The organism is Serratia sp. Ag1 (assembly GCF_000743355.1).
Taxonomy (GTDB): Bacteria; Pseudomonadota; Gammaproteobacteria; order Enterobacterales; family Enterobacteriaceae; genus Chania.
The window spans coordinates 281277-305947 of the sequence record NZ_JQEI01000003.1; the positions used below are offsets into that span (position 1 = coordinate 281277).

Sequence of the window (24671 nt, forward strand, 5' to 3'; positions counted from 1 at the left end):
ACATGTTGCCGGAATTAACCGACGTAGAAGCGCTGCGTTACAACCGCCAGATCGTGCTGCGCGGTTTTGACTTCGACGGCCAAGAAAAGCTGAAAGCCTCTCACGTGCTGATCGTCGGGCTCGGCGGTTTGGGCTGTGCGGCAGCGCCATATTTGGCTGCCGCTGGCATCGGTCACTTGACCTTGGTTGATTTCGATACGGTTTCACTCTCCAATCTGCAGCGCCAGATCCTGCACCGCGATACCCGCATTGGCATGGCAAAAGTGGATTCGGCGCGCGCTGAACTGAGCGCTATCAATCCACATATCCGCATCGATACCGTTGCTGAACAACTGGATGAGGTGCAAATGGCGGCACAAATTGCCGCCTGCGACGTGGTGCTGGACTGTACCGACAACGTTGCCACGCGCGATCTGCTGAACCGCCTATGCCATGCGCAGCGTACACCGCTGGTTTCTGGCGCGGCTATCCGTATGGAAGGCCAACTCAGCGTGTTCACCTATCAGCCGGGGGAACCTTGTTACCGCTGCCTGAGCCGGTTGTTTGGCGAGAACGCTCTCACCTGTGTGGAAGCCGGGGTAATGGCTCCCTTAGTGGGCACGATCGGTACGCTACAAGCAATGGAAGCGATCAAGCTGCTGGCCGATTACGGCCAACCGCTAGTCGGAAAATTGCTGATGTTTGACGCTATGAGCATGCAGTTCCGTGAGATGAAACTGCCGAAAGATCCACAGTGTGAAGTGTGTGGCAAAGAGTGATAAATCCCCTCACTTTGCCCCTCCCGCAGGGAGAGGGCCAGAGTGAAGGGCAGAGCTTAAGCGATACCCTGGCTACGCAGATAGTCTTCGTAATTACCGGTAAAGTCGATCACCTTGTTCGGGGTGATCTCCAGAATACGGGTCGCCAATGAGCTCACGAATTCGCGGTCGTGGGAAACAAAGATCAGAGTACCTTCATACATTTCCAGCGCCATATTCAGCGACTCGATAGATTCCATATCCATGTGGTTGGTAGGTTCATCCATCACCAGAATGTTCGGGCGCTGCATCATGATCTTACCAAAGAGCATACGGCCCTTTTCACCACCCGAAAGCACTTTAACGCGCTTCTTGATATCGTCCTGGCTGAACAGTAACCGGCCCAACACGCTGCGTACCGCCTGCTCGTCGTCTTTTTCCTGCTTCCACTGGCTCATCCAGTCGAACACCGTCAGTTGGTCATCGAATTCGTATTCGTGATCCTGCGCGTAGTAACCGATTTTGGCGTTTTCAGACCATTTCACCGTGCCGTTATCCGGCTGCTCATCCCCTACCAGGGTTTTCAGCAAGGTGGATTTACCGATACCGTTAGCACCCAGAATGGCGACCTTTTCGCCCACTTCGACCATCAGATTGAGCTTGCTGAACAGCGGGCCGTTATCGAAACCTTTAGTCAGCGCCTCTACTTCCAGCGCGTTACGGAACAGTTTCTTATCCTGTTCGAAACGGATGAACGGGTTCTGGCGGCTAGACGCTTTCACCTCTTCCAACTGGATCTTGTCGATCTGGCGGGCACGCGAGGTCGCCTGCTTGGATTTGGAGGCGTTGGCGCTGAAGCGGCTGACGAATGACTGCAATTCGTTAATCTGTGCCTTCTTCTTGGCGTTATCTGACATCAGGCGTTCACGTGCCTGAGTGGCCGCCGTCATGTATTCGTCGTAGTTGCCTGGATACACGCGCAGTTCGCCGTAGTCCAGATCCGCCATGTGAGTACACACCATGTTCAGGAAGTGACGGTCGTGCGAAATGATGATCATGGTGCTGTTACGCTCGTTCAGCACCTGCTCCAGCCAACGAATGGTATCGATATCCAGGTTGTTGGTCGGTTCGTCGAGCAGCAGAATTTCCGGATCGGAGAACAGCGCCTGCGCCAACAGTACGCGCAGCTTAAAGCCTGGGGCGATTTCGCTCATCGGGCCGTAGTGTTGCTCAACCGGAATACCCACGCCGAGCAGCAGTTCACCTGCGCGAGCTTCGGCGGTGTAACCGTCCATCTCACCGTAAGCAACTTCCAGATCGGCCACTTTATAGCCGTCTTCTTCGCTCATTTCCGCCATTGCGTAAATGCGATCGCGCTCTTCTTTTACCGCCCACAGTTCGGTGTGGCCCATGATCACGGTATCCAGCACGCTGAACTCTTCAAACGCGAACTGATCCTGACGCAACTTACCCAAACGCTCGTTCGGATCGAGGAACACGTTACCGGCGCTTGGCACCAGGTCACCGCCGAGAATTTTCATAAAGGTGGATTTGCCGCAGCCGTTAGCTCCGATCAAACCATAACGGTTACCGCCACCGAACTTGACGGAAATATTTTCAAACAACGGCTTACTGCCAAACTGCATAGTGATGTTGTTAGTGCTTAACACAGCGCTCGCTCTTCATATCGTAGGAAATGTGATTTGGCGCGCATTATGCCATAACGGAGCAGAGATATCGTGGGGAGTTTTGCTGAAGATTTGTGCGGCAAAAAAGCTACGGAGATATGCCCCTAAGAATATCTCCGCACAGCAATCCCAATCGCACCAGTTTCTACTTCTGATGAAAATGCTGGCTGTCTGCCGGAGCCTGTTCGCGCGGCTCTAACCCATAGTCGCGCACCACATCAGCCACCCGCAACCGGTAATACTCCAGCACATCAGAGCGCCCACGGGCCTGCGCCTTGCGGTGTTGCTCCAGATTGCGCCACTGCTGCACCGCCGCTTCATCGCGCCAGAATGACAACGACAGCAATTTTTGTGGGTCGCTCAGGCTCTGAAAACGCTCAATAGAAATAAATCCGTCGATCTCCGCCAATAGCGGTTTCAGTTCAGCCGCCAGATTGAGATAGATTTCCTGCTGCCCTTCGGCAGCCTGCAATTCAAAAATGACTGCGATCATCATCACTCCTCAGCAGTAAAAAATTCTGGCACATGCACATTCTGCGAAACACGCCAGCGAAAGTGAGCCACGACCTCTGGCTCGATATTGAGCGTCAATAAATGGCGAATGCCCCCCAAGGCGATAGCTTGTGCCCAACCGGCACCAGGGCAGCGGTGGTTACCATAGCCGAAAGCAAAGCTCTCCTCTGCGGTTTTCAACGCTATCAGCACCGCCTGCCCAATGACTAATGGCTGACCATCCAGTTCAATATCGCGCTGCGCAAAGCGGCGGGTGTTATAAATCGGTGGCGTTTCCTGTAACACCGTTGAGATCGCGTCTTCTGCTACTACATCCCGCTCTTGCATCAATAACAGCGTTTGCCCTAATAATCCGGCGGTTCCTTCACAGGCCTGAAAAAACAACCCGATGGCATTGGCGATTGCAACCGACCGATCGCCGATGAGTTGACACAGTTGGGCGAACAATGGGCCATCGGCAACCCGCATCCATTCCTGCAATCTTCCAGCAGCGATGGCACCGCGCGCCATTTGCTGTTCACTGCCGCCGGGAGCTATGCAGCGTACAAAATCCAGAACATCATCCACCAGCGCAGTACGTTGCTGATCAGCCACACCCAGCATCTCTGCCAATACGCCAATCGGTAATGCGTAATTGAAACGCGTCAACTGTTCTGCCGTGAGCACTCTGGGTGCTAACTGTTGGGCCACCTGAGTTGCCATCCGGAAAACGTCACGATCGCTGAACGCGTTTAACGCCTTGCTGATGGCAGCCTTCAGTTCTGGATGCCCGGCATCGTCCCGCATGCGCACCAGTGCGGTAAACAGAGGTTGCACAGAGGTATTGAGCAACGCTTTGGGAACAGGTTCATGCAGTGGGCGTACGCCAAGATCGGCGTGAGTTAACGCTTCACGCACGGCTTGCTGCGTTGCAACAGAAAAGGGGCAGGTAAGCATAAATATTCCTTCGGGTTCAACAGAGGAATCCGCATTGTGATGTTAGACGGACGACAACACTTCGTTTATGCTCGAAATATGAATGACACCGATATTGAAGATCGTCTGGCAGCGTTGACTGCAGCTATTGCCGACCGTACGCGGGCGCGTATGCTGTGCTTACTGCTGGATGGCCGTGCCTATACCGCCACTGAACTGAGTGCTGCGGTGGATGTGGCCGCTTCAACCGCCAGCAGCCACTTGGCGCGCCTGCTGGAACAGCAGTTGATCGCCTGCGTGAAGCAGGGGCGCTATCGTTTCTATCGTTTGGCTGGCAAGCCGGTAGCCGATGTGCTGGAAACCCTGATGGCACTGGCTGGCGTTGAACGGCCAGTGGTGAAAAGCACCACGCCAACCTCACTGCGCTTTGCCCGCACCTGTTACGATCACATGGCTGGTGAGCTCGCCGTTCTGTTGCATAACCGCCTGTTTGAGCTGGCGTGGCTGAGCGGAGATAACGATTATCAGCTCAGCAGCCAAGGGAAAATCGCGTTGGAACAACTGGGCGTCGATTGTTCTCTCCCCTCTTCGCGGCGGCGTTTCGCCTGCAGTTGCTTGGACTGGAGTGAACGTAAAGCCCATCTGGGTGGCGCACTCGGTGCCGCCTTACTCACAGCGTTCGAAAAACGCGGCTGGCTCCAACGCCAATTGGATAGCCGCGCACTGCAACTCACCCCGGCGGGTAAAAAGGCGCTGATCACATATTTCAATACATTTATTTAACTTAATATTAACTTAACTATATTATCGTTCCTAATGATTCAGATTTATCAATCTGTAGATCTGAGGAGTGATGATATTGGGTCAAACCTGTCGCCTGCGCACTTAATCTGGCCGGAGTTCAGGATGTTCCGCCGTACTATCTGACGTGATCGCCTCAGCAGCAGAGTTTCTTCATATGGATACGTTATCCATTGATGAGAAATGTCCATAACTGCTAACTGAAATTAATAAGGAATGATCATGAGTACAAAGCTAGGAACCTCCGCTCACCGCTTTAGATTAAGTGCTGCCACCCTTGCTCTTAGTTTGACCATCACGCTAGGAAACCTGCCAGCGCACGCCGCTCCAACGCTGGCATGTGGCTACATCAACGAATCCTCATTCACAGCGCCACCAGAAAAACCGTGGCAAGTCCTAGCGACTGAGCCAGTCGTTGATGCGGCGGGTATGCCACTCCGCGCGTTCGCCGGATATATGGTCGACAACGCGATTCTGCAAAACGGTAACACCACCTACATCGGCTATTTCAACCAAGACGGTCTAATCACCGTAGCCAGCAAAACCGGTAATGGTGCCTGGCAAGCACAGACACTTGACGAGAATCTGACCTACGACTCACACGCCAAGATCACGCTGGCACTCGACAAAAACGGCAACCTGCACGTTGCAGCGCTGACCGCCGCAGGCAATGACCGTGGCCTGCGTTACTGGTTGACCGGAAAAGCAGGCGATATCTCGACGCTTGCGCGCTCACGGATGATCCCAACCTTCGGTGAAAGGCCCGGCGGAGTCTTGATCGCTTACGAGGACATCGCTTCATACCCGGAATTTTATACCGGCCCCGATGGCCGCCTCTATTTCCGCTTCCAAGCCGGTTGGGTCGGTGGGGCGTACACTGCCGTGTTCCAATTCAACCCCACCAGCCGCAGTTGGGAGCTGTCTGATCCGGCAACTGGCCTGGCCGGGCTGGCGATCGTGTTCAATGGCTGGTCAGGAACACCCGCTCGAAACGCTTACCCCTCACCACCAGTTAAAGGCCCGGATGGCAAGTATCACATGTACTGGACATGGCGCAGTTCTGGCTCTGCCGACACGGGTTCCGAACTGCATTATGCCGTCAGTAGCGATCTCAAGGTCTGGAAGAACGCACGGGGTGAGTCGGTTATTGACGCCTGGTGGTGGGGTGACGGTAATCCTAATACCCAATTCTATCCGGGCCAGAAAAGCACCATGGTCGACAATGTCCCAGAAGGTGGTGGCCTGTTGAATGGCGACGCCATCGGAATCGGCTTCGATGCCGACGGCAAGCCAGTCATAACCTATGCGAAATATGCAGAGAGTGGAAGTACGCAGACCACCCAACTGTTTATGGCCCGACCAAATCCAGTGCAGACAGGCAACATCTGGAATACCCAACAGGTTACTTCCTGGACCGGCACGCGTAACCTCGCCGCCAATGAATTTGGTGCCAATATCCTGACCGCCAATGCAGGGGTGAAAGTCGAAGGGAACTACTTGACGACTGAATACATCTGCATGTCACAGGCACATAAACTCTATCTTGAGCCAAAAACCGGCAGGATCGTCGCCGATATTCCTGTGCCCCCGGCAGCTAAACTGCCAGACGCCGTGTTTGCCTCCACGTTTGCACCGGGATATAAGATCACTACGCGCACATTTTTCGAAAAATCCGCGACACCCACCTCTGCCATGCTGCTGCGTTGGGATGGCGGGCCCTATATTCACGATGGCGATCTGATCACCAACGTCGGGCCTTATCCTATCGAAGGTTCACCGCTTACGGTGTTCCGCATCATGCGCTGATCGCACATTTTGGCATATCCTTTTAATACGTTAACAGGCTAGGTTGGCTGTCATCTGCACAAGATAGCCTGTTAACGAATCTGTAAAACTGAGGAGTGTGACCATGTTCGATCAAACACAGTTCCCGATCACTAAACGCTGGCCAGCCCAGCATCCCGATCGATTGCAGCTCTACTCGCTGCCAACGCCCAACGGGGTGAAAGTCTCCATCATGTTGGAAGAGATCGGTCTCCCTTATGAAGCCCACCTGGTTGATATCGGCAAAAACGAAACCTGGACGCCAGAGTTTCTGTCGCTGAACCCAAACGGCAAAATCCCGGCGATCATCGATCCTCATGGCCCCAATGGTGAGCCATTAGCGCTGTTTGAATCTGGTGCGATCTTGCTCTATCTGGCCGAAAAAAGCGGTCAACTGCTGCCCAAAGATCCCGCTTTGCGTTATGAAACCATTCAGTGGGTCTTCTTCCAGATGGCGGCGGTTGGCCCAATGTTTGGTCAACTTGGCTTTTTCCATAAGTTCGCTGGGCGCGAATATGAAGACAAGCGACCATTGGAACGTTATCAGAAAGAATCCAAACGCTTGCTTGGTGTGCTGGAAAACAGGTTGGCTGGGCGAGATTGGATTATGGGTGCCGATTACACCATTGCCGATATCTCATTGCTCGGTTGGGTACGCAACCTGATTGGTTTTTATGAAGCACGGGAACTGGTGGAGTTCGACAGCTTCCCGCGGGTTGGTCAATGGCTTGAACGTGGCTTATCCCGGCCAGCGGTACAGCGCGGGTTGAATATTCCTGCCCGCGAAGCCTAACTGTATCCCCCATCATCCGAGTTGCAGTTGCGTTGTTTTTGCAACTCGGATTACCCTCACTGTTCCCCTTAAATCACACTTCTGCGGCCTCAGACACCCTATTGGGTTGATCCCCTTGCTAGCAGTAGAGCATTTTTCGCTACCTAGGTTACCCCAGTTGACTCTTGCGTCACCTGCCATGCAGGCCTATTATCAAAGAATAAACTTGGATTATTAATGTGACCTGAATGTCAGACCTGCGGGAGAATGTAAACAATGGACCGTGCCAATATCATTCACGACTTGCTGAACTGGATCGAAACACACCTGGATCAACCGCTGCTGTTAGATAACGTGGCAGCAAAATCAGGCTACTCCAAATGGCATTTGCAGCGTATGTTTCGCAGCACCACCGGCCATGCGCTGGGCAGTTACATCCGCGAACGCCGTCTATCGAAAGCTGCGCAGGCTCTGCGCGCTACCCCTCGTTCGATTCTGGATATCGCTCTGCAATTCCATTTTGATTCCCAGCCTTCGTTTTCACGGGCGTTTAAGAAGCAATTTGGCGCAACACCTGCGGCTTATCGCCGCACACCACAACCAAGCCAAACAGAGCAGCAAACCAGTTACCACAGCGAATCGCCAAGCCTGCATCTGTTGTACAGCGGTAAATGCACCGACGGTAAATGCACCCAATGGCTAGGGCAGCGCTAAACTATTGCCAAGAAAAGGGACGTAGCCAAACTCCGTCCCTTCTGCCTGATATACCATTATTGCCCCATATAATTCTGCTTATTTATACAACTCCGCTGTGCCGTAGACATGGTTATTCACCGTAGCTGACGTAATGTGGTAAGCGCTGGCCCCCTGCCGCTGAGCACTGGCAGCTATCATCTGTTCAAAATCACTTAAGGTGCCTGCCTGGCTGGAAACTACGCCGATTTTTTGCAATTTTTGTGCATCGGTGCTGTTCACTGGCACGGCAGCCAACGCGGCACTACTGATACAGGCAAGAACTACGATCATCAGAATGTTTTTCATGATAAAAACCTCTCGATAACGGAAAATGACCGGCGACCTTAGCCGCCGGATGTCGGCCTGGGTTTACTGGCTCATTGCACCTTTTTTCATTTCGTCTTTCTTCATGGCATCCTTACCCATATGATCTTTCTTCATGTGATCTTTCTTTATGTAATCTTTCTTCATACTGTCTTTCGCCATACCATCATGGGACATCTGCCCCATCTCATCCTTCTTCATCCCATCATGGCTCATGTTGTCTGCCGCATAAGCACCTGAAGCACCCAACATCAACGCGCTGCACATCATCATTGCGAATAACTTTTTCATGGTATTTCCTTCTGTTATTTAAACAGCACCTTTCAGTGCATTAAGGTGGTTCAGAGCAGCCGTTAACTGCCGCCAAACCAGTTGTAACCTTGGTCTTCCCAATAGCCACCCGGGAAGCGATTGGTGATCTCAATCACCTGAATGTGTTTCGGATTTTTGTAGCCCAACTTCGTGGGCATGCGCAGTTTCATCGGGTAGCCGTATTTACGCGGCAGAATTTGCCCGTCGTAAGTCAACGCCAGAATCGTCTGCGGATGCAGAGCAGTCGCCATATCGATGCTGGTGTAATAGTCGTCAGCACATTGAAAACTGACATATTTCGCTTGCAGATCGGCACCGATCGCTTGCAGGAACGCCGCAAACGGCACCCCACCCCATTTGCCGATGGAACTCCAACCTTCAACACAGATATGGCGCGTGACCTGGCTGATTTGTGTCATTTGGTGCAATTGTGGCAACGTCCAGGGCTGTTTGTGCAGCACCAAGCCCGCCACCTCTAACCTATAGTCGTCGCCATTGATCTCCGGCGCTTCGTCCTCGGCGTAAAACGCGTTAAACGGGAATGGCCGGGTCATCATCGATTCAGGGTAAACCGGTGCCAGGTGTTCGGCATTAAACAACCAGCCTTGCACGCGATCGTTAAAGCGGGAAATCCGGCTCAGCGCCTGCTCTACGTGGGCGTTATCACTCAGATCGCAGCCGGTGAGCATCGCGATCCCCCCTAACGTCAGCCCATTACGCAGAAAACGGCGGCGGGACGAGGATTCAAGCTGGCGTGCCAGCAGGCGTTGCGCCTCTTTAACCAACGCCTGGCCTTCTTGCAGGCTAAGCGGTTGCTTGTCTGTTTTCATCACGAATTCCTTAGCGCCCACGCAGCATGGCGAGCAAAGTACGCGGCACCAGTGCCACCATCAGCAGGTGAATCACCACAAAGCCGACCAACCCCAGCATGGCAAAGAAGTGGATATAGCGGGCCATCTCATAGCCGCCAAGCAGCGTCCGCAGTAACGGGAATTGCACCGATTTCCATATCACCAACCCGGAAAGCACGCTCAAAGTGCTAACCACCATCACAAACAGATAAGCGACCCGTTGCACCGTGTTGTAGTGGCGCAAATCGGCATGCTGTAACTTGCCACGCAGCGCTGCCCACAAATCGGTAAAAAACTGGCGCGGGCTGAGCGGCCAGTATTGGCGTTTAAAACGGCCACTAAACAGATTGATCAGCAAATAACACAGGCCGTTGAGGCCAAACAGCCACATCCCGGCAAAGTGCCATTGCAGTGCGCCCCCTAGCCAGCCCCCCAAAGTGAGTTCATTGATAAAGCGGAAGTTAAACAGCGGCGAGGCGTTGTAGATCCGCCAACCGCTGGTGACCATAATCAGCATCGCCAACGCATTTAGCCAATGTGTCAACCTTAGCCACAGCGGGTGAATAATGAGATTGGCCGACCTACTCATGGAATCTCTCCTGACAGCACCTGTTTCGATGTGCTGAGTATTCGCCAGATTTGTTCCCCAAGACCTCACGCAAAGTTAAATAAAATGTGACAACTCTCACCGTCGGGGTTGTGTAAACTTCATTCATAACCAAAAACGCGGTGGGAAGTATGGATAAGGCAAAACGCATTTTGATTGTCGAGGACGACGCCAATATTGCTGAACTGTTGCAATTGCATCTGCGCGATGAAGGCTACGACATCAGCCACGCCGCGGATGGCAATCTGGGAATGGCCATGCTGGAACAAGGTGGTTGGGATGCCCTGATCCTCGATCTGATGCTGCCGGGGATTGATGGGCTGGAAATCTGCCGCCGCGCCCGCAACATGACGCGCTATACGCCGATCATTATCACCAGCGCACGCTCCAGCGAAGTGCACCGGGTGCTGGGGCTTGAGCTGGGTGCTGACGATTATCTCGCCAAGCCCTTTTCAATGCTGGAGCTGGTGGCGCGGGTCAAAGCGCTGTTCCGCCGCCAGGAAGCGATGACCCGCAACCTGCGTATGGAAGCGGGCACCTTGAGTTTCAACGGGTTGACCATCGATCCTCTCGCCCGTGAGGTACATCTGAACCAGCAACCGGTGGAGTTGACGCCGCGTGAATTCGATTTGCTGTACTTTTTCGCCCGTCATCCAGGCAAAGTCTTTTCACGCCTCAGTTTGCTGAATCAGGTGTGGGGATATCAGCATGAAGGCTATGAACATACCGTTAATACGCATATCAACCGGTTGCGGATCAAAATCGAACACAACCCGGCAGAGCCTGAGCGCATCCTCACCGTATGGGGTTTGGGCTATAAATTCGCGGCGAAACCGCAAGAGTGAATCATGAAAAATCTTACGCTCACACAACGCCTGACGCTGGTCTTCGCACTGTTATTGCTGATCTGCTGTTCGATCTCTGGCGTATTGCAGGTGCGCAGCAGTACCCAATACAGCCAAGCGGTGATTCAACGGTTGTCTGCCAATCTGGCATTGCATATTGCCACCAGCAATCCGCTGCTGAGCACCAAAGGCTGGGACGATCGCTCGGTGCATACCCTGTTCGACCGCCTGATGGCGGTTAATCCGAGCGTAGAGGTTTACCTGCTGGATAAAGAAGGCAGCATCGTGGGCAATGCCGCGCCTGCCGGGCGTCTGAAACGCCAGAAAGTCGATCTGGCCCCAATCCAGGCGCTGCTGAGCGGGGCAAAAATGCCAATTTACGGTGACGATCCGCGTAACCTGAATGCCAACAAAGTCTTTAGCGTGGCGCCATTGAAGGTCAACGGTGAGATCGAGGGCTATCTGTATGTCGTGCTGCTCGGTGAAGATTATGATGCCCTAGCCAACAGCGCGCAGGTGAACTCTGCGCTTTATTCAGCCCTGTGGTCGATGGGGCTGGTGGTGGTGTTCGGGTTGCTGGCAGGGGCTTTTGCCTTCCGTTGGGTAACTCGCCCGATTCGCCACCTCACTCAGCAGGTCAGTGTGTTGGACAGCGACGGTATCGCGGCCTTGCAGGACTATGCCAATAATACACCCGCCAGTCCTGGCCGCGACGAAGTCAGCCAACTGCAGCAAGCATTTCGCCGCATGGCGCTGCGGATTGCCGAACAGTGGCAGGCGCTTTCACAGCAAGATCAACAACGGCGTGAGTTTATTGCCAATATTTCACACGATCTGCGCACACCGCTCACGTCGCTACATGGTTATCTGGAAACCTTGTCGGTGAAATCCGCCAGCCTGGCGGAAACCGATCGCCAACGTTATCTGGAGATCGCCCTGGCACAAAGCCGTAAGGTTGGTCGCCTGGCACAGGAACTGTTCGAACTGGCGCGGCTGGAATACGGGGTGGTAAAGCCACAAAGAGAGCCGTTTGCACTCAGCGAGTTGCTGCAGGATGTTTTCCAGAAATTCGAGCTGGCTGCCGAAGCCCGTCAACAGCAACTGCATGCCGATATTCAGCCGGGGATCCCGCTGGTGAACGCCGATCTGAGCATGATGGAGCGGGTACTGACCAATCTGCTGGACAACGCTATCCGGCATACACCGCAGGCTGGTGAGATCACCATCCGTTTATGGACACAGGGCAACAAGGTGATGGTACAGGTGCATGACAGCGGGCCGGGGATCCCACAAGAGCTGCGGGCAAATCTGTTTATTCGCCCATCCATCCTGAACCATGCTCGCCGCCATGCAGGGGGATTGGGCTTAATGATTGTTAAACGTATCCTGCAACTGCACGACAGTGATATCACCTTGGTGGAACAGCCACAGGCGGGTGCCTGCTTCCGTTTTTCAGTTCCGGTGTACTGAGTGCAGCGACGACAATGTTCTGATTAATTATAAAGAAGGATAACGGGTACGAAACGCCAGAATAAGACGCATAAACTCGGCCTGGCTTAACTGCAATTTGCGCATAATGTTGAGCTTATGGGTACTGACGGTTTTGTAGCTACGCTGGGTAACATCAGCAATACGCTGAGGATCGGCACCACTAATCATCAAGGCCAGAATACGCCATTCACTGTGTGAAAGCGGCTGTATAGGCTGCCCTAACAGGCTCTGAATGGATGGGCTACGATAACTTTGCCTCTCACGCACGGCCATAACCGCCTTAAACAGGCAGTCCAGATCGTCACGCTTAGACACCAACGACAGGTTAGGCTCTGTCTCCAGAATCGCGAGAATACCTGGGTGAGTAATATTGGTAAATATCACAAAAGAAGCGTTTGGCCAGAATAACTTGGAAGCTAGAATAAACTGAATAACATCATATAAGTTCTCAGAATGGCTGTAGAGCTCCATGATAACCGTTTGTTTTTCGTTATCACCCAGTGCAATCTCGATTTCTTTTAAATGTTGAAAACTGCAAGCACATACATGCTCAGGATCAATCAGCGTCTGCAATCCCTTTCTCACCCAAGGAGAGGGGTCAAAGAAAATGAAATTACCTTCATAAATTTCTTTCTGCATCAAAAATTACCATCGAATAACTGTAAGATTTTAAAAAAATGCAACACCCAGCACTCTTTAATGCCCAAAATATATACGGTAGATAATTCGAGTTGCTCATGGGCGACAGCGCACTGCTGGCCCCCAAGCAACTTGAAGTATGACGGGTATAAAAGACATTGATTAAACGCTGCCTTGATATTAATTATTGGGTTTTAACAAAGTCGTTTGAATGGCATTTATTATTCCTTTAATACGTGTTTCATCCTGAAACTCGCTGATAGTGATTACAAGAGCGGTGAATTCTCACTTTCCAATCCGGAGCAGATTTCTACTTTATGCTCACGAAGGGCTTTACAGCGCAGAAAAAACAGTCTGGATATCCCAGATATGTATGATTTAACCTGGTTACTGCGCACAAGCAGCAGGTATTCATCTGCATTGCATTCCTTCTTTTGCAACTCAGCGTAAGCCAGTACATCGTCACCAAGACCCGAGTCTGCTGAAGCGGACATAAAGACCTTACAGCCACCCGCTTTGCCCAAATACGTTTCCTGACGGGAAACCGAAGCAAAGCTATAAATAGCCATCCCGGAAAGCACGACAAACACAAATGCTAAAACAGCCCATCCATAATGAAAATGTCTTGCTGCTGCAGAACGCACTGTTGCTGCAACCGTTGGCTGCACTTCCCGACGCACAGCAGGTTCGGCCAAGGGCAGCTCTTCGTGACGCAAAAGTGCCTCTTCCTCCCGTTTCTCACAGGTTTTCACCTGCACTTCGGGCCGCAACATAAAACCGACTTTAGGTACAGTAGCGATAACCTCCTCATCAATACCTAACGCTTTGATCACTCTACGCAATTTACTTACGCATTGATTCAGGTTGTTGTTGCTGGAAACCATGCCGTAATCATCCCATACCTTCTTGAATATCACTGCACGGCTAACAGCATCACCATGATGGGCAATCAACAGCTGTAACAAACGATTTGAAGGGTTAGAGATAGGGACAGGCTCATCAGAGAAATCACACAGGCTCAACGCCCCAGAATCAGAGTCAAAAAGAATGCGGTCATTAAATCTATATTTCATTTTACTCACGGGTTTCACTATAAAAGACAGCCTAATCCTGGCATCAATTGTTAATAAAAGATTAACAAAATATAAAAAAACAAATATTTATGAAAAAAAACCTCAACGTGCTGAGATCAATCAATTAACATTAAGATTTATTATCTAATTTTCCCCTTCCTTGAGGTAAGAATTTTCTCAATCATTGGAGCAAAGGTTATACAAACAGGCCACACATTGATATATTTATATGTTAAACATTGGAAAATTAGTTTTTTGTTCTAAAAAAAATTATTTTTAAGGCAAATATAGATATAAATCATCCATTTCTACCGATTTTAATGTGAATATTTTGATAGTTTAGAAAGAAAGATTTTTTGTTTCACGAAAAATGTATCGAAAATACAACAAATAAGGTGATTTTATTATTTAAATCAATTGGTTATTTAAAATTAAAACCCTAAACGAAAATTAAAACCTTCGAAGCCTTTCACCAAAAACATTATCTCACCTCGAAAATAGGTGAACCGACAACAATAAAGGAGTACCAGTGTCCCATTAGGCGATTTCACTTGCGGCTTTGCCCATAAAAGGCCATCAAACACTGGCCATCAACAGAGTAATATTCGCCTGCCTAATCGCTTCTTGCACCGCTTCAGCCAGATTGCCATCGGTGATAACCATATCGAATACCGTAATCGGCAACGCCAGGTAAGTGGCCACCTTGCCATATTTGGAGGTATCGCTCAGCAGGACACAGCGGCGGCTTGCTTCAACAATCGCCTTTTTCACCATAACTTTATCCTCATTGGGCGTTGACAGGCCACGCATACTCCATGAAGAAGCTGAGATAAATGCCAGATCGATAAACAGATTACCTAGCGCCTGGGCTGCTGCGGCCCCCACGCAGGAACGGTTTTCACGGCAAACGGTGCCACCAGTGTGAATCAGTTTGCATTGGCTATGTTCAAGCAGGTAAGCCGCGATCACAAAGTCGTTGGTTACTACAGTGATGTCGTCACGCTCACTAATCCGTTTAGCCAGTGCCAGCGTGGTGGTGCCCGCATCCAGATAAATACAGCTGTTTACAGGGATTTGGCGTGCAGCCAACTGCCCAATCGCCGCTTTCTGCTGGCTGAACATGCTTTCTTTATCCTGATGCGAAGGCTCTATCGCAACCCGCTCAGCCGACTGTACGCCGCCAGAAACGCTAATCACCGAGCCTTGCTCCTCAAGCTTTTGCAGATCTCGCCGGATGGTCATGTGCGACACCCCCAGTCTTTCGGTCAGTTCAGCAATGCTGACCACACCGCGTTCAGAGACCAGCGCTAGAATTTGTTGGTGGCGTTCTACAGGTATCACGATTTCCTCTCAATGCTCATAGTGATAATAATTGTGATTTTACGTCAATTTTCGTGCAGAAGGAAAAAGATTCCCGCTGTAAAAAACCTACCGTAACCCAAGAAAGATATTTAAAAACATTAAATTAATGAAAATTCTCTCTCTAGGTTAACTTTCGCACCATTGTTAATAATTGTGAAGTCGATCACCGATAACTGGCGTCACAACGCTTATATTTAACACAACAAAACAAATAATCACTAAAATTAACAGGAGTGTTTCATGACACAGCCAGGACATTATTCAGTGTGCATCGTCGGCTTGGGCTCCATGGGCATGGGCGCAGCTAAATCATGCATTAACGCCGGGCTCACCACCTATGGCATCGATCTCAACCCGCAGGCACTGGCAGCACTACAGCAGGCCGGAGCCAAACAGGCGGCCACCAGCGCAGCGGGTTTTGCTGCGGAACTGGATGCCGTTTTGCTGCTGGTGGTCAATGCTGCACAGGTGAAGCACATCCTGTTTGGCGACAACGGTCTGGCAGCCCAGCTCAAACCCAACACGCCAGTGATGGTGTCTTCTACTATCGCTGCCGCCGATGCCAAAGAGATCGAGCAAGGGCTGCAGGCATTCGGCCTCAATATGCTGGATGCCCCGGTTTCCGGCGGTGCAGCCAAGGCAGCGGAAGGCCAGATGACCGTGATGGCGTCCGGCAGTGAAGCCACTTTCGCTCAATTGCAACCGGTCTTAGATGCCGTCGCCGGTAAGGTCTACCGCATCGGTAGTGAGATCGGCTTAGGCGCTACGGTGAAGATTATCCACCAATTGCTGGCAGGGGTGCATATCGCTGCCGGGGCTGAAGCGATGGCGTTGGCGGCCCGCGCCGGGATCCCGCTGGAGGTGATGTACGATGTGGTGACCAACGCCGCAGGCAACTCCTGGATGTTTGAAAACCGTATGCGCCATGTCGTGGACGGTGATTACACGCCAAAATCTGCCGTGGATATCTTCGTTAAAGATCTCGGGCTGGTGACCGACACCGCCAAAGCGCTGCACTTCCCGCTGCCGCTGGCCTCAACGGCCTTCAACATGTTCACCTCCGCCAGCAACGCCGGTTATGGCAAAGAAGACGACAGCGCCGTGATCAAGATTTTCTCCGGCATCACCCTGCCAGACAACAAGAGGAATGCATAATGTTGCTCGGAGTGATTGCCGATGATTTTACGGGTGCAACCGACATCGCCAGTTTTCTGGTAGAAAACGGTTTGCCCACCGTTCAACTGAACGGCGTACCACAGAACGACACGCCAGTGAGCGCTCAGGCGGTAGTCATCAGCCTGAAATCACGCTCTTGCCCGGTCGAACAAGCGATAGAGCAATCGTTGCAGGCCCTGGCTTGGCTGCAACGCCAAGGCTGCCGCCAGTTCTACTTCAAATATTGTTCAACCTTCGACAGCACCGCGCAAGGCAACATCGGCCCGGTTACCGATGCTCTGCTTGATGCATTGGGCGAGCAGCAAACGGTGATCTCCCCTGCGCTGCCGGTTAACGGACGCACGGTGTATCAAGGGTATCTGTTCGTGATGGACCAACTCTTGTCTGAATCCGGCATGCGCAATCATCCGGTCACACCGATGACCGACAGCAATCTATTGCGGCTGATGGAAGCACAGGCCAAGGGGCGTTGCGGGCTGGTCAATGCGACAGAGATGGAAAACGGTGCCGAGGCGGTGAAAGCGAAACTGCAGCAGTTAACACAGCAGGGCGTGCGCTACGCGGTGTTGGATACCCTGAATGAGCAGCATTTGCTCACCCAAGGGGAAGCGCTGAAAACCATGAAGCTGGTGACCGGCGGTTCCGGGCTGGCGATCGGCATTGCCCGCCAGTGGGCGCAACCGGGCCAGGCAAAAGCCCAGTCAGCCGGTGCACCTCAGGGCAAAAAAGCCGTGGTGCTTTCCGGTTCCTGCTCAACCATGACCAACAAACAGGTCACCCGCTATCGCCAGCAAGCGGCAGCACAAGCCATCGACGTAGCGCGCTGCATCAACGCCAGCGATCGCAGCACCTATGCCAGCGAACTCAGTCTCTGGGTGGAACAGCAATCGTCAGCCGAACTGGCCCCGCTGTTATACGCCACCGCCGAGCCGGAGCAGTTGCAACAAACTCAGCAGCAGTATGGCGTTGAAGCCGCCAGCCTGGCAGTGGAGGCGCTGTTTGCCGACGTGGTCATACGCCTGCACCAGCAGGGGTTCAACCGCTTTATTGTTGCTGGCGGCGAAACCTCCGGCATCGTTACCCAAGCTCTGGGGATCCGTGGGTTCCATATCGGCCCCTGCATTTCGCCCGGCGTGCCTTGGGTCCGTGCCATCGAACAACCTGTCTCACTGGCCCTGAAGTCGGGCAATTTCGGCGATGAAAACTTTTTCGCCAGAGCACAAATGGAGTTTCCCGTATGACGACCCCCGTTGGCCAACCTTCGGCGATAGAACAGCAGGCCAGAGAAGACATGGTGCGCCTGGGTGCCTCTTTCTTTCAGCGCGGCTACGCCACCGGTTCAGCAGGCAACCTCTCGCTGCTGCTGCCAGATGGCACCCTGCTGGCGACTCCCACCGGTTCTTGTTTAGGAGAGCTACAGGCTGACAGGCTGTCAAAAGTCAGCCTGAACGGTGAATGGCTTTCTGGCGATAAACCATCGAAAGAAATCAGCTTTCACCGCGCACTGTATCAACACAACCCGGCTTGCAAGGCGGTGGTACACCTGCACTGCACTTACCTCACCGCCCTTTCCTGCCTGCAAGGGCTGGACCAGGAAAATGCCATCAAACCTTTTACCCCATATGTGGTGATGCGCGTTGGCAAGGTGCCAGTCGTGCCTTATTACCGCCCCGGCGATCTGCGGTTGGCTGAAGATCTCGCCAAGCTGGCACCGGCCTATAAGGCTTTCCTGTTGGCTAATCACGGGCCAGTGGTTACCGGAGACAGCCTGCGCGAAGCCGCAAACAATACCGAGGAAATGGAGGATGCGGCGAAGCTGATTTTTACCCTTGGCGACCACCCGATTCGTTATTTAACCGATGATGAAATTGCCGAGCTACGGAGCTGAAAGATGCCAAAATTTGCTGCCAACCTATCGATGATGTTTACCGAACTGCCGTTTCCTGATCGTTTTGCCGCTGCGGCAGCAGCCGGATTCAAAGCGGTGGAGTTCCTGTTCCCGTATGAATACCCTGCCGATCTGCTGGCAGAAAAGCTGCAACAGAACGGGCTGCAGCAGGTGTTGTTCAATACCGCTCCCGGCGATACCGCCGCTGGCGAATGGGGGCTGGCGGCGCTACCTGGCCGCGAAGCGGATGCACGCGCAGACATTGACCGGGCACTGGAATACGCGATTGCGCTGCAATGCCCGTGCGTGCACGTGATGGCGGGTGTAGTACCGCAGGATGAGGATCGCGCCCGCTACCAGGAAACCTTTATCAGCAACTTGCGCTATGCCGCCGACAAGTTTGCTCCTCATGGCATCAAGGTGTTGATAGAAGCGCTCAGCCCGCCAGTGAAACCCCACTATCTGTTCTCCAGCCAGCGTCAGGCTGCGGAACTGGTCGCCGCGATCGATCGGCCAAACGTCTTTATCCAGTTCGATTTCTTCCATGCGCAATTGGTGGACGGCAACATCAGCAATCTGGTCACCTCACTGGCCGGGCGTTACGCCCATATACAGATTGCTTCGGTGCCGGATCGCCATGAGCCCGACAGCGGGGAGCTGAATTACCCTTGGCTGTTCGCTCTGCTGGATAAAGTAGGTTATCAGGGCTGGATCGGTTGTGAATACCAACCGCGTGGTGAAACCCATGCCGGGCTCAGTTGGGTGAAGCCTTACCTGTAAGGCCGCACACTGCACCAACACCAGAGATTAAAACCATAAAAATCAAACGCACCCGTATCGCCCTTGGGCGATCGCGGTGCCAGACTTTCATAAAGGTACACCATGTCTACTTCTATGCTACTGATTATCACCCTACTAGGCGTACTGCTGCTCTTGCTGATGGTGATCAAAGCCAAAGTTCAGCCGTTCGTCGCCCTCCTGGTTGTCAGCCTGCTGGTCGCGCTGGCCAGCGGCATCCCAACCGGTGAAGTGATGAAAGTGATGACCGCCGGCATGGGCGGCGTGCTGGGGTCAGTGACAATCATCATCGGTCTGGGCGCTATGCTCGGCAGGATGATCGAACACTCCGGTGGTGCCGAATCGCTGGCACAGCGCTTCAGTAAAGCGTTGGGGCCAAAACGCACCATTGCCGCACTGACCATCGCCGCCTTTATCCTTGGGATCCCGGTATTCTTTGATGTCGGCTTTATCATTCTGGCACCGATTATCTACGGCTTTGCCAAAGTGGCCAAAGTCTCACCCTTGAAATTCGGCCTGCCGATGGCGGGGGTTATGCTAACGGTGCACGTTGCCCTGCCGCCGCATCCCGGTCCGGTGGCGGCGGCAGGGTTACTGCATGCCGATATCGGTTGGTTGACCATTGTTGGTCTGTTGATCTGTATTCCGGTCGGCATTATTGGTTACTTTGCCGCGAACTACATGAACCGCAAAACCTATCCGCTCTCTATCGAAGTGCTGGAACAGTTGCAGTTGGCTGCACCAGAGTCAACGTCTGACACCAAAGCCCCGCTCAGCGATCGCATCAACCCGCCAAGTGCCGGGCTGATTTCCGCGCTGATCGTGATTCCTATCGCCATCATTATGCTCGGCACCGTTTCCGCCACACTGTTGGAGCCGGGTTCGGCGCTGCGCGATGTTCTGTCGTTGATCGGTGCTCCAGCCGTGGCCCTGATGATCGCCCTGCTGTTAGCATTCTACTTCCTGGCAATGCGCCGTGGCTGGAGCCTGCAACACACCAGTGACATTATGGGTTCTGCATTACCTACTGCGGCGGTGGTGATCCTGGTTACCGGTGCCGGTGGCGTGTTCGGTAAAGTGTTGGTGGAATCTGGCGTTGGCAAAGCGTTGGCGGAGGTACTCACCACTATCGGCCTGCCGCTGATCCCGGCAGCGTTTATCATCGCCCTGGCGCTACGAGCTTCTCAAGGGTCTGCGACGGTGGCAATTCTGACTACTGGCGGGCTGCTCTCTGAAGCGGTAACGGGCCTTAATCAGCTACAACTGGTGCTAGTAACGCTCGCCACCTGTTTTGGTGGCTTGGGGTTGTCACACGTTAACGACTCTGGCTTCTGGATTGTCACCAAATACCTGGGCCTTTCGGTGGCCGATGGCCTGAAAACCTGGACGGTATTGACCACTCTGCTCGGCCTGAGCGGTTTCCTGTTCACCTGGTTGCTGTGGCTGGCGGTATAACGACGTAAAAAAATCCGCCCTAGGGCGGATTTTTTAGCAGGTGTAACCTTGGTAGCTACACATTCACGCGTAACGGCGTGAAGTAAACTTAGAAGCGGTAACCAGCACCAACCATCCAAGTACCAACGTCAACGCTACGGATACGGCTCTGCTCATAACCAAAGTCCAGAGCAACCTGCTGCATTGGGTTGAATTGCAGACCAGCGCCGTAAGAGAAACCGTAATCGCTGTTGCTGTTGTTGTTAGTACCGTTTGTCGCATTGCTGGTGAATTTGCCGTAGCCAACACCAACCATGCCGTAGATGCTTGCCCAGTCATTGAAACGGTAAGCAGGGCCAGCAGTGATGCCGCTGTACTGTACTTTATTGTAGTAACCGCTTTCAGTACCGTTCTTTTCCAGATGGGTAAAGGAACCGATCACACCCAGCGGGCTGTTGTCGAACTCGTAACGGTATTTCAGGTTGAAACCATCAGCTTTGTTAGCGATGCCTTGGAAGTCACCATGGGCATAACCAGCAGAGACAGTGCTTTCACCGGCGAATGCGGTACCGGCGCTAACTGCTAATACACAAGCTGCTACTGCGGAAAGACATGCAATTTTTTTCATAAACCACCTCAAACACGTTTTATTATTAAGTACAACCATTTGTTCATACGTTAAAAATATAGCAAAAATGAGCGTGAAACTCTGCCTTTAAAACAGTGTCTAAAGCTTTGTATCGTGTAACAGAAAATTACAAGAACACTGCATTCATTTAATTTGCCTATATTTTCAATCGTATCCTACGCGTTTTTGTGACAAAAATCACCTATTGAGTGGAGATAAAACGTATAGAGAGCGAAGGTTTTTTACACATTTGAACAATCTTTGTTCAAAAAATTGACTATCTCATTAGGATATCCCCCACATAATTCAAGCAACTTGAAGTATTGCGGGTATATACCCTAAATAATTCGAGTTGCAGGAAGGCGGCGACTCAACGAATCCCCAGGAGCTTACTCAAGTCAGTGACTGGGGTGAGTGAGGAAAGCCAACGCACATGCAACTTGAAGTATGACGGGTATAACGTGCTTTTCGCAGACACCTCAGCACCAATTCATTTACACTTGTGTTTACCTGTTTTCGTTATACCTTCCTAAACCCGGAAGGTGCCTACAAGGCTTGAATGGATGTCTGTACCTGTCACTGCTAAAGCGTCTTCCACGCTGTTACCCGTTTGCTTACTGATCATTGCCATGATCTCAATCCAGAGCGGTGCTTCGCTGGCGAAAAGCCTGTTCCCGCTGGTTGGCGCGGAAGGGATCACCACCCTGCGCCTGGGGATCGGCACGTTGATTCTGTTTATTATATTCCGCCCCTGGCGCATGCATTTTGCCGCTGGCAGCCGGTTGCCCCTGGTGATCTATGGCCTATCGTTGGGCGCCATGAATTACCTGTTTTATCTTTCGCTGCGTACCGTGCCGCTCGGCATCGCCGTCGCCCTTGAGTTCACCGGCCCGCTGGCGGTAGCCATGTTCTCTTCGCGTCGTCCGATTGATTTTGTCTGGGTGGTGCTGGCGGTGATTGGCCTGGCGTTCCTGTTACCTTTCGGCCACGACATGGGCAGTATCGACCTCCTCGGTGCCGCATGTGCTTTGGGGGCGGGTGCCTGCTGGGCGATCTACATCATCTTCGGCCAGAAAGCCGGGGGGGATCATGGGCCTGGCACCGTAGCCGTCGGCTCGCTCGTGGCCGCACTCGTATTTTGCCCAATCGGTGCCTGGCAGGCCGGTAGTGCATTGCTGAACGTAGATATTCTGCCCGTAGCGCTGGCCGTCGCCGTTCTTTCTACCGCACTGCCCTACTCACTGGAAATTATCGCGCTGCCCAAAATCCCCGCACGAACTTTTGGTACTCTGATGAGCCTGGAACCTGCGCTGGCGGCATTTTCGGGCATGATCTTCCTCAATGAGCATCTCACTCATGTGCAATGGCTGGCGCTGGTAGCGATTATTGCAGCTTCAATTGGCGCAACGCTCACCATCAAACCCAAACCGCAGATTGAGAGCCTCTCTTAACTTTTTACCAGGCCGGAGCGAACCCACCTGAAGTATGATGGGTATAACTGTTTTTCGATTTTACAATCGCCATACTGCAAGCAGTTCTTTGCGTTAGTTTTTTAATTTCATTGCTTTATCTACCCACGAGTTTGCAAGGTATAACTCATTACGGAGAATCAGGATGATATACGGTAGTTTGTACAATCCTCGCTTTGGACGCGGCCTCTCACCGGTTTTAGCTAATATCCTTAATACCGTTCGCCAATACGATTTACCCGGCTTGCCATTAGGGCGGCATGAAATCGACGGCGATCGTGTGTTTATGAATGTCATGGAAGTGGTAACGGAACCTGCCGAAAGCAAACGTGCAGAAATTCATCAGGAGTATCTGGATATTCAAATCCTGATCGGTGGTGAAGAGAGGATTGATTTTGGTCTGCCGGGCAGTTGGGATAGCGACGATCCTTATGACGCCGCCAAAGACCTGCAAATGCTGGATATCAAGCGCAGCCCGCAAACGTTGAATCTCACTCCCGGCATGTATGTGATTTTCTTCCCGCTGGAACCGCATAAACCCGGCTGCCAGGTACAGGGCGCAAAAAGTATCAAGAAAGTGGTAGTGAAAGTGCATTACGAGTTGCTGCTGTAGCTATCAACCAACTGGCTACGGACAGTTTATTTTATTGGGCAAACATTATTGCACCAGTAAAGTTAGAGTTAGTTATCAATATTGATGCATCACTGTTAATTATAGGTTGTTTCACACCTATTCTTTGGTTAATGATAAGCCCAGTGCACCATGGTAGTCATGTTGCACCTTTTTGGTGCCCCAGAAAGGTGCGCAAACAGTAGGATTCTCCTTTTAGGCAAAACGTTTCAGCACAACCCGTTGTTTTTAGAATGATTGCAACATTGGCATGATTCTTCCATGGCACCAATCGCAACATAAAAAATGAGTAATCCGCAACCCGTACAGGAATTCCTCTCATGAAGTCAATTTTTAAAGTTTCCTTGGCCGCACTTTCCCTGGCCTTCGCCGTGAGCTCCCACGCAGCAGATAAACTGGTTGTCGCCACCGACACCGCGTTCGTTCCATTCGAATTCAAGCAGGGTAACCAGTATGTTGGCTTTGATGTCGATCTCTGGGCCGCTATCGCCAAAGAGCTGAAGCTGGATTACACCCTCAAGCCAATGGATTTCAGCGGCATTATTCCTGCACTGCAAACCAAGAACGTCGACTTGGCGCTGGCGGGGATCACCATCACCGACGAGCGTAAAAAAGCGATCGACTTCTCCGATGGTTATTACAAAAGTGGCCTGCTGGTGATGGTTAACGCTAATAACGATAGCGTGAAAAGCATCAGCGATCTGGACGGCAAAGTCGTCGCAGTGAAGAGCGGCACCGGTTCGGTGGATTACGCCAAGCAGCACATTAAAACCAAAGACCTGCGTCAGTTCCCGAACATCGACAACGCCTATATGGAACTGGGCACCCAGCGTGCTGATGCTGTCTTGCACGACACGCCAAACATCCTGTACTTCATCAAAACGGCTGGCGCTGGCAAATTTAAAACCGTAGGCGAATCGCTGGAAGCCCAGCAGTACGGCATCGCCTTCCCGAAAGGCAGCGATGAACTGCGTGAAAAAGTGAATGCCGCGCTGAAAACCCTGCACGACAACGGTACCTACAACGAAATCTACAAAAAATGGTTTGGTACCGAGCCTAAGTAATCTATCAAATTGGTATACCATTAAGTTAAGCACAGGGGAGGTGAAGTACCGCCCCTGGCTTTTTTTTGTATCTGATGCCCAGATTTGGGATCAC

26 protein-coding genes are annotated in these 24671 nt (G+C 52.2%); 15 read left to right on the forward strand and 11 right to left on the reverse strand.

Annotation, left to right across the window (positions count from 1 at the left end):
• The first annotated feature begins 2 nt into the window (after positions 1-2).
• Positions 3-758 carry a molybdopterin-synthase adenylyltransferase MoeB gene (gene moeB / locus IV04_RS02540; protein WP_037397285.1) on the forward strand — a complete coding sequence of 252 codons (756 nt, stop codon included), beginning with the start codon at positions 3-5 and terminating at the stop codon, positions 756-758.
• 56 nt (positions 759-814) lie between these two features.
• On the opposite strand, the gene IV04_RS02545 is transcribed toward moeB, so the two are convergent.
• From IV04_RS02545 to IV04_RS02555, 3 genes are all read right to left on the reverse strand, one after another.
• Entirely contained in the window at positions 815-2407 is a 1593-nt protein-coding gene (locus tag IV04_RS02545; protein WP_072010812.1) for an ABC-F family ATPase, read from the reverse strand.
• Between the two features lie 163 nt (positions 2408-2570).
• On the reverse strand, positions 2571-2918 hold the full coding sequence (locus tag IV04_RS02550) for an antibiotic biosynthesis monooxygenase (protein ID WP_037397279.1): 348 nt from the start codon (positions 2916-2918) through the stop codon (positions 2571-2573).
• A 2-nt stretch (positions 2919-2920) separates the two neighbouring features.
• Positions 2921-3874, reverse strand: a complete 954-nt coding sequence (locus tag IV04_RS02555) for a cytochrome P450 (RefSeq protein ID WP_051916600.1) — start codon at positions 3872-3874, stop codon at positions 2921-2923.
• A gap of 78 nt (positions 3875-3952) precedes the next feature.
• On the opposite strand from IV04_RS02555, the gene IV04_RS02560 reads away from it, so the two are divergent.
• From IV04_RS02560 to IV04_RS02575, 4 genes are all read left to right on the forward strand, one after another.
• Complete coding sequence (locus tag IV04_RS02560; protein ID WP_037397278.1) at positions 3953-4636, forward strand: helix-turn-helix transcriptional regulator; 684 nt, start codon at positions 3953-3955, stop codon at positions 4634-4636.
• 240 nt (positions 4637-4876) lie between these two features.
• Positions 4877-6460 carry a BNR-4 repeat-containing protein gene (locus tag IV04_RS02565; protein WP_161782084.1) on the forward strand — a complete coding sequence of 528 codons (1584 nt, stop codon included), beginning with the start codon at positions 4877-4879 and terminating at the stop codon, positions 6458-6460.
• Positions 6461-6563: 103 nt separating this feature from the next.
• Positions 6564-7271: a glutathione S-transferase N-terminal domain-containing protein gene (locus IV04_RS02570; RefSeq protein ID WP_037397275.1), complete on the forward strand. Its 708-nt coding sequence runs from the start codon at positions 6564-6566 to the stop codon at positions 7269-7271.
• A gap of 255 nt (positions 7272-7526) precedes the next feature.
• Complete coding sequence (locus IV04_RS02575) at positions 7527-7964, forward strand: helix-turn-helix domain-containing protein (RefSeq protein ID WP_037397273.1); 438 nt, start codon at positions 7527-7529, stop codon at positions 7962-7964.
• Between the two features lie 78 nt (positions 7965-8042).
• Here IV04_RS02575 and IV04_RS02580 read toward each other — a convergent pair whose 3' ends face one another.
• The 4 genes from IV04_RS02580 to IV04_RS02595 form a co-directional block, all read right to left on the reverse strand.
• Entirely contained in the window at positions 8043-8291 is a 249-nt protein-coding gene (locus IV04_RS02580) for a YdgH/BhsA/McbA-like domain containing protein (RefSeq protein WP_037397271.1), read from the reverse strand.
• Positions 8292-8354: 63 nt separating this feature from the next.
• The gene (locus IV04_RS02585) at positions 8355-8600 is read right to left on the reverse strand and encodes a pentapeptide MXKDX repeat protein (RefSeq protein WP_037397270.1); all 246 of its coding nucleotides are present in this window, start codon (positions 8598-8600) and stop codon (positions 8355-8357) included.
• Between the two features lie 62 nt (positions 8601-8662).
• Positions 8663-9451: a molybdopterin-dependent oxidoreductase gene (locus tag IV04_RS02590; protein ID WP_037397267.1), complete on the reverse strand. Its 789-nt coding sequence runs from the start codon at positions 9449-9451 to the stop codon at positions 8663-8665.
• 10 nt (positions 9452-9461) lie between these two features.
• Positions 9462-10061, reverse strand: a complete 600-nt coding sequence (locus IV04_RS02595; RefSeq protein WP_037397265.1) for a cytochrome b/b6 domain-containing protein — start codon at positions 10059-10061, stop codon at positions 9462-9464.
• A gap of 149 nt (positions 10062-10210) precedes the next feature.
• On the opposite strand from IV04_RS02595, the gene IV04_RS02600 reads away from it, so the two are divergent.
• Both IV04_RS02600 and IV04_RS02605 read left to right on the forward strand, forming a co-directional pair.
• On the forward strand, positions 10211-10924 hold the full coding sequence (locus IV04_RS02600) for a response regulator transcription factor (RefSeq protein WP_037397263.1): 714 nt from the start codon (positions 10211-10213) through the stop codon (positions 10922-10924).
• 3 nt (positions 10925-10927) lie between these two features.
• Positions 10928-12394 (forward strand): HAMP domain-containing sensor histidine kinase, encoded by a 1467-nt coding sequence (locus tag IV04_RS02605; RefSeq protein ID WP_037397261.1) that lies wholly within the window; start codon positions 10928-10930, stop codon positions 12392-12394.
• A gap of 27 nt (positions 12395-12421) precedes the next feature.
• Here IV04_RS02605 and IV04_RS02610 read toward each other — a convergent pair whose 3' ends face one another.
• The 3 genes from IV04_RS02610 to ygbI all read right to left on the reverse strand — a co-directional run bounded on the left by IV04_RS02610 (position 12422) and on the right by ygbI (position 15468).
• Positions 12422-13054 carry a LuxR C-terminal-related transcriptional regulator gene (locus tag IV04_RS02610; RefSeq protein ID WP_037397258.1) on the reverse strand — a complete coding sequence of 211 codons (633 nt, stop codon included), beginning with the start codon at positions 13052-13054 and terminating at the stop codon, positions 12422-12424.
• A 266-nt stretch (positions 13055-13320) separates the two neighbouring features.
• Positions 13321-14127 carry a winged helix-turn-helix domain-containing protein gene (locus IV04_RS02615; RefSeq protein WP_037397255.1) on the reverse strand — a complete coding sequence of 269 codons (807 nt, stop codon included), beginning with the start codon at positions 14125-14127 and terminating at the stop codon, positions 13321-13323.
• Between the two features lie 576 nt (positions 14128-14703).
• Positions 14704-15468 (reverse strand): DNA-binding transcriptional repressor YgbI, encoded by a 765-nt coding sequence (gene ygbI / locus IV04_RS02620; RefSeq protein ID WP_037397253.1) that lies wholly within the window; start codon positions 15466-15468, stop codon positions 14704-14706.
• Between the two features lie 261 nt (positions 15469-15729).
• Between ygbI and ltnD the strand changes: the two genes are divergently transcribed.
• The 5 genes from ltnD to IV04_RS02645 all read left to right on the forward strand — a co-directional run bounded on the left by ltnD (position 15730) and on the right by IV04_RS02645 (position 20806).
• Positions 15730-16644, forward strand: coding sequence for an L-threonate dehydrogenase (gene ltnD / locus IV04_RS02625; protein ID WP_037397251.1), 915 nt, complete (start codon positions 15730-15732; stop codon positions 16642-16644).
• Positions 16644-17906, forward strand: coding sequence for a 3-oxo-tetronate kinase (gene otnK / locus IV04_RS02630; RefSeq protein ID WP_081893147.1), 1263 nt, complete (start codon positions 16644-16646; stop codon positions 17904-17906). Before ltnD ends, otnK begins: the two co-directional genes overlap by 1 nt.
• Positions 17903-18553, forward strand: coding sequence for an aldolase (locus IV04_RS02635; RefSeq protein ID WP_037397247.1), 651 nt, complete (start codon positions 17903-17905; stop codon positions 18551-18553). Before otnK ends, IV04_RS02635 begins: the two co-directional genes overlap by 4 nt.
• 3 nt (positions 18554-18556) lie before the next feature.
• Complete coding sequence (locus IV04_RS02640; RefSeq protein WP_037397245.1) at positions 18557-19333, forward strand: HPr family phosphocarrier protein; 777 nt, start codon at positions 18557-18559, stop codon at positions 19331-19333.
• Between the two features lie 102 nt (positions 19334-19435).
• Complete coding sequence (locus IV04_RS02645; RefSeq protein WP_037397244.1) at positions 19436-20806, forward strand: GntP family transporter; 1371 nt, start codon at positions 19436-19438, stop codon at positions 20804-20806.
• An 88-nt stretch (positions 20807-20894) separates the two neighbouring features.
• Here the strand turns inward: IV04_RS02645 and ompX are convergent, their stop codons facing one another.
• Positions 20895-21413: an outer membrane protein OmpX gene (gene ompX, locus IV04_RS02650; protein WP_037397241.1), complete on the reverse strand. Its 519-nt coding sequence runs from the start codon at positions 21411-21413 to the stop codon at positions 20895-20897.
• Positions 21414-21976: 563 nt separating this feature from the next.
• Here ompX and rhtA point away from each other — a divergent pair.
• The 3 genes from rhtA to glnH all read left to right on the forward strand — a co-directional run bounded on the left by rhtA (position 21977) and on the right by glnH (position 24577).
• Positions 21977-22864 carry a threonine/homoserine exporter RhtA gene (gene rhtA / locus IV04_RS02655; RefSeq protein WP_037397239.1) on the forward strand — a complete coding sequence of 296 codons (888 nt, stop codon included), beginning with the start codon at positions 21977-21979 and terminating at the stop codon, positions 22862-22864.
• Positions 22865-23027: 163 nt separating this feature from the next.
• Positions 23028-23495: an N-acetylneuraminate anomerase gene (gene nanQ / locus IV04_RS02660; protein ID WP_037397236.1), complete on the forward strand. Its 468-nt coding sequence runs from the start codon at positions 23028-23030 to the stop codon at positions 23493-23495.
• A 338-nt stretch (positions 23496-23833) separates the two neighbouring features.
• Positions 23834-24577, forward strand: a complete 744-nt coding sequence (glnH, locus tag IV04_RS02665) for a glutamine ABC transporter substrate-binding protein GlnH (RefSeq protein WP_037397233.1) — start codon at positions 23834-23836, stop codon at positions 24575-24577.
• The last annotated feature ends 94 nt before the right edge of the window (positions 24578-24671 follow it).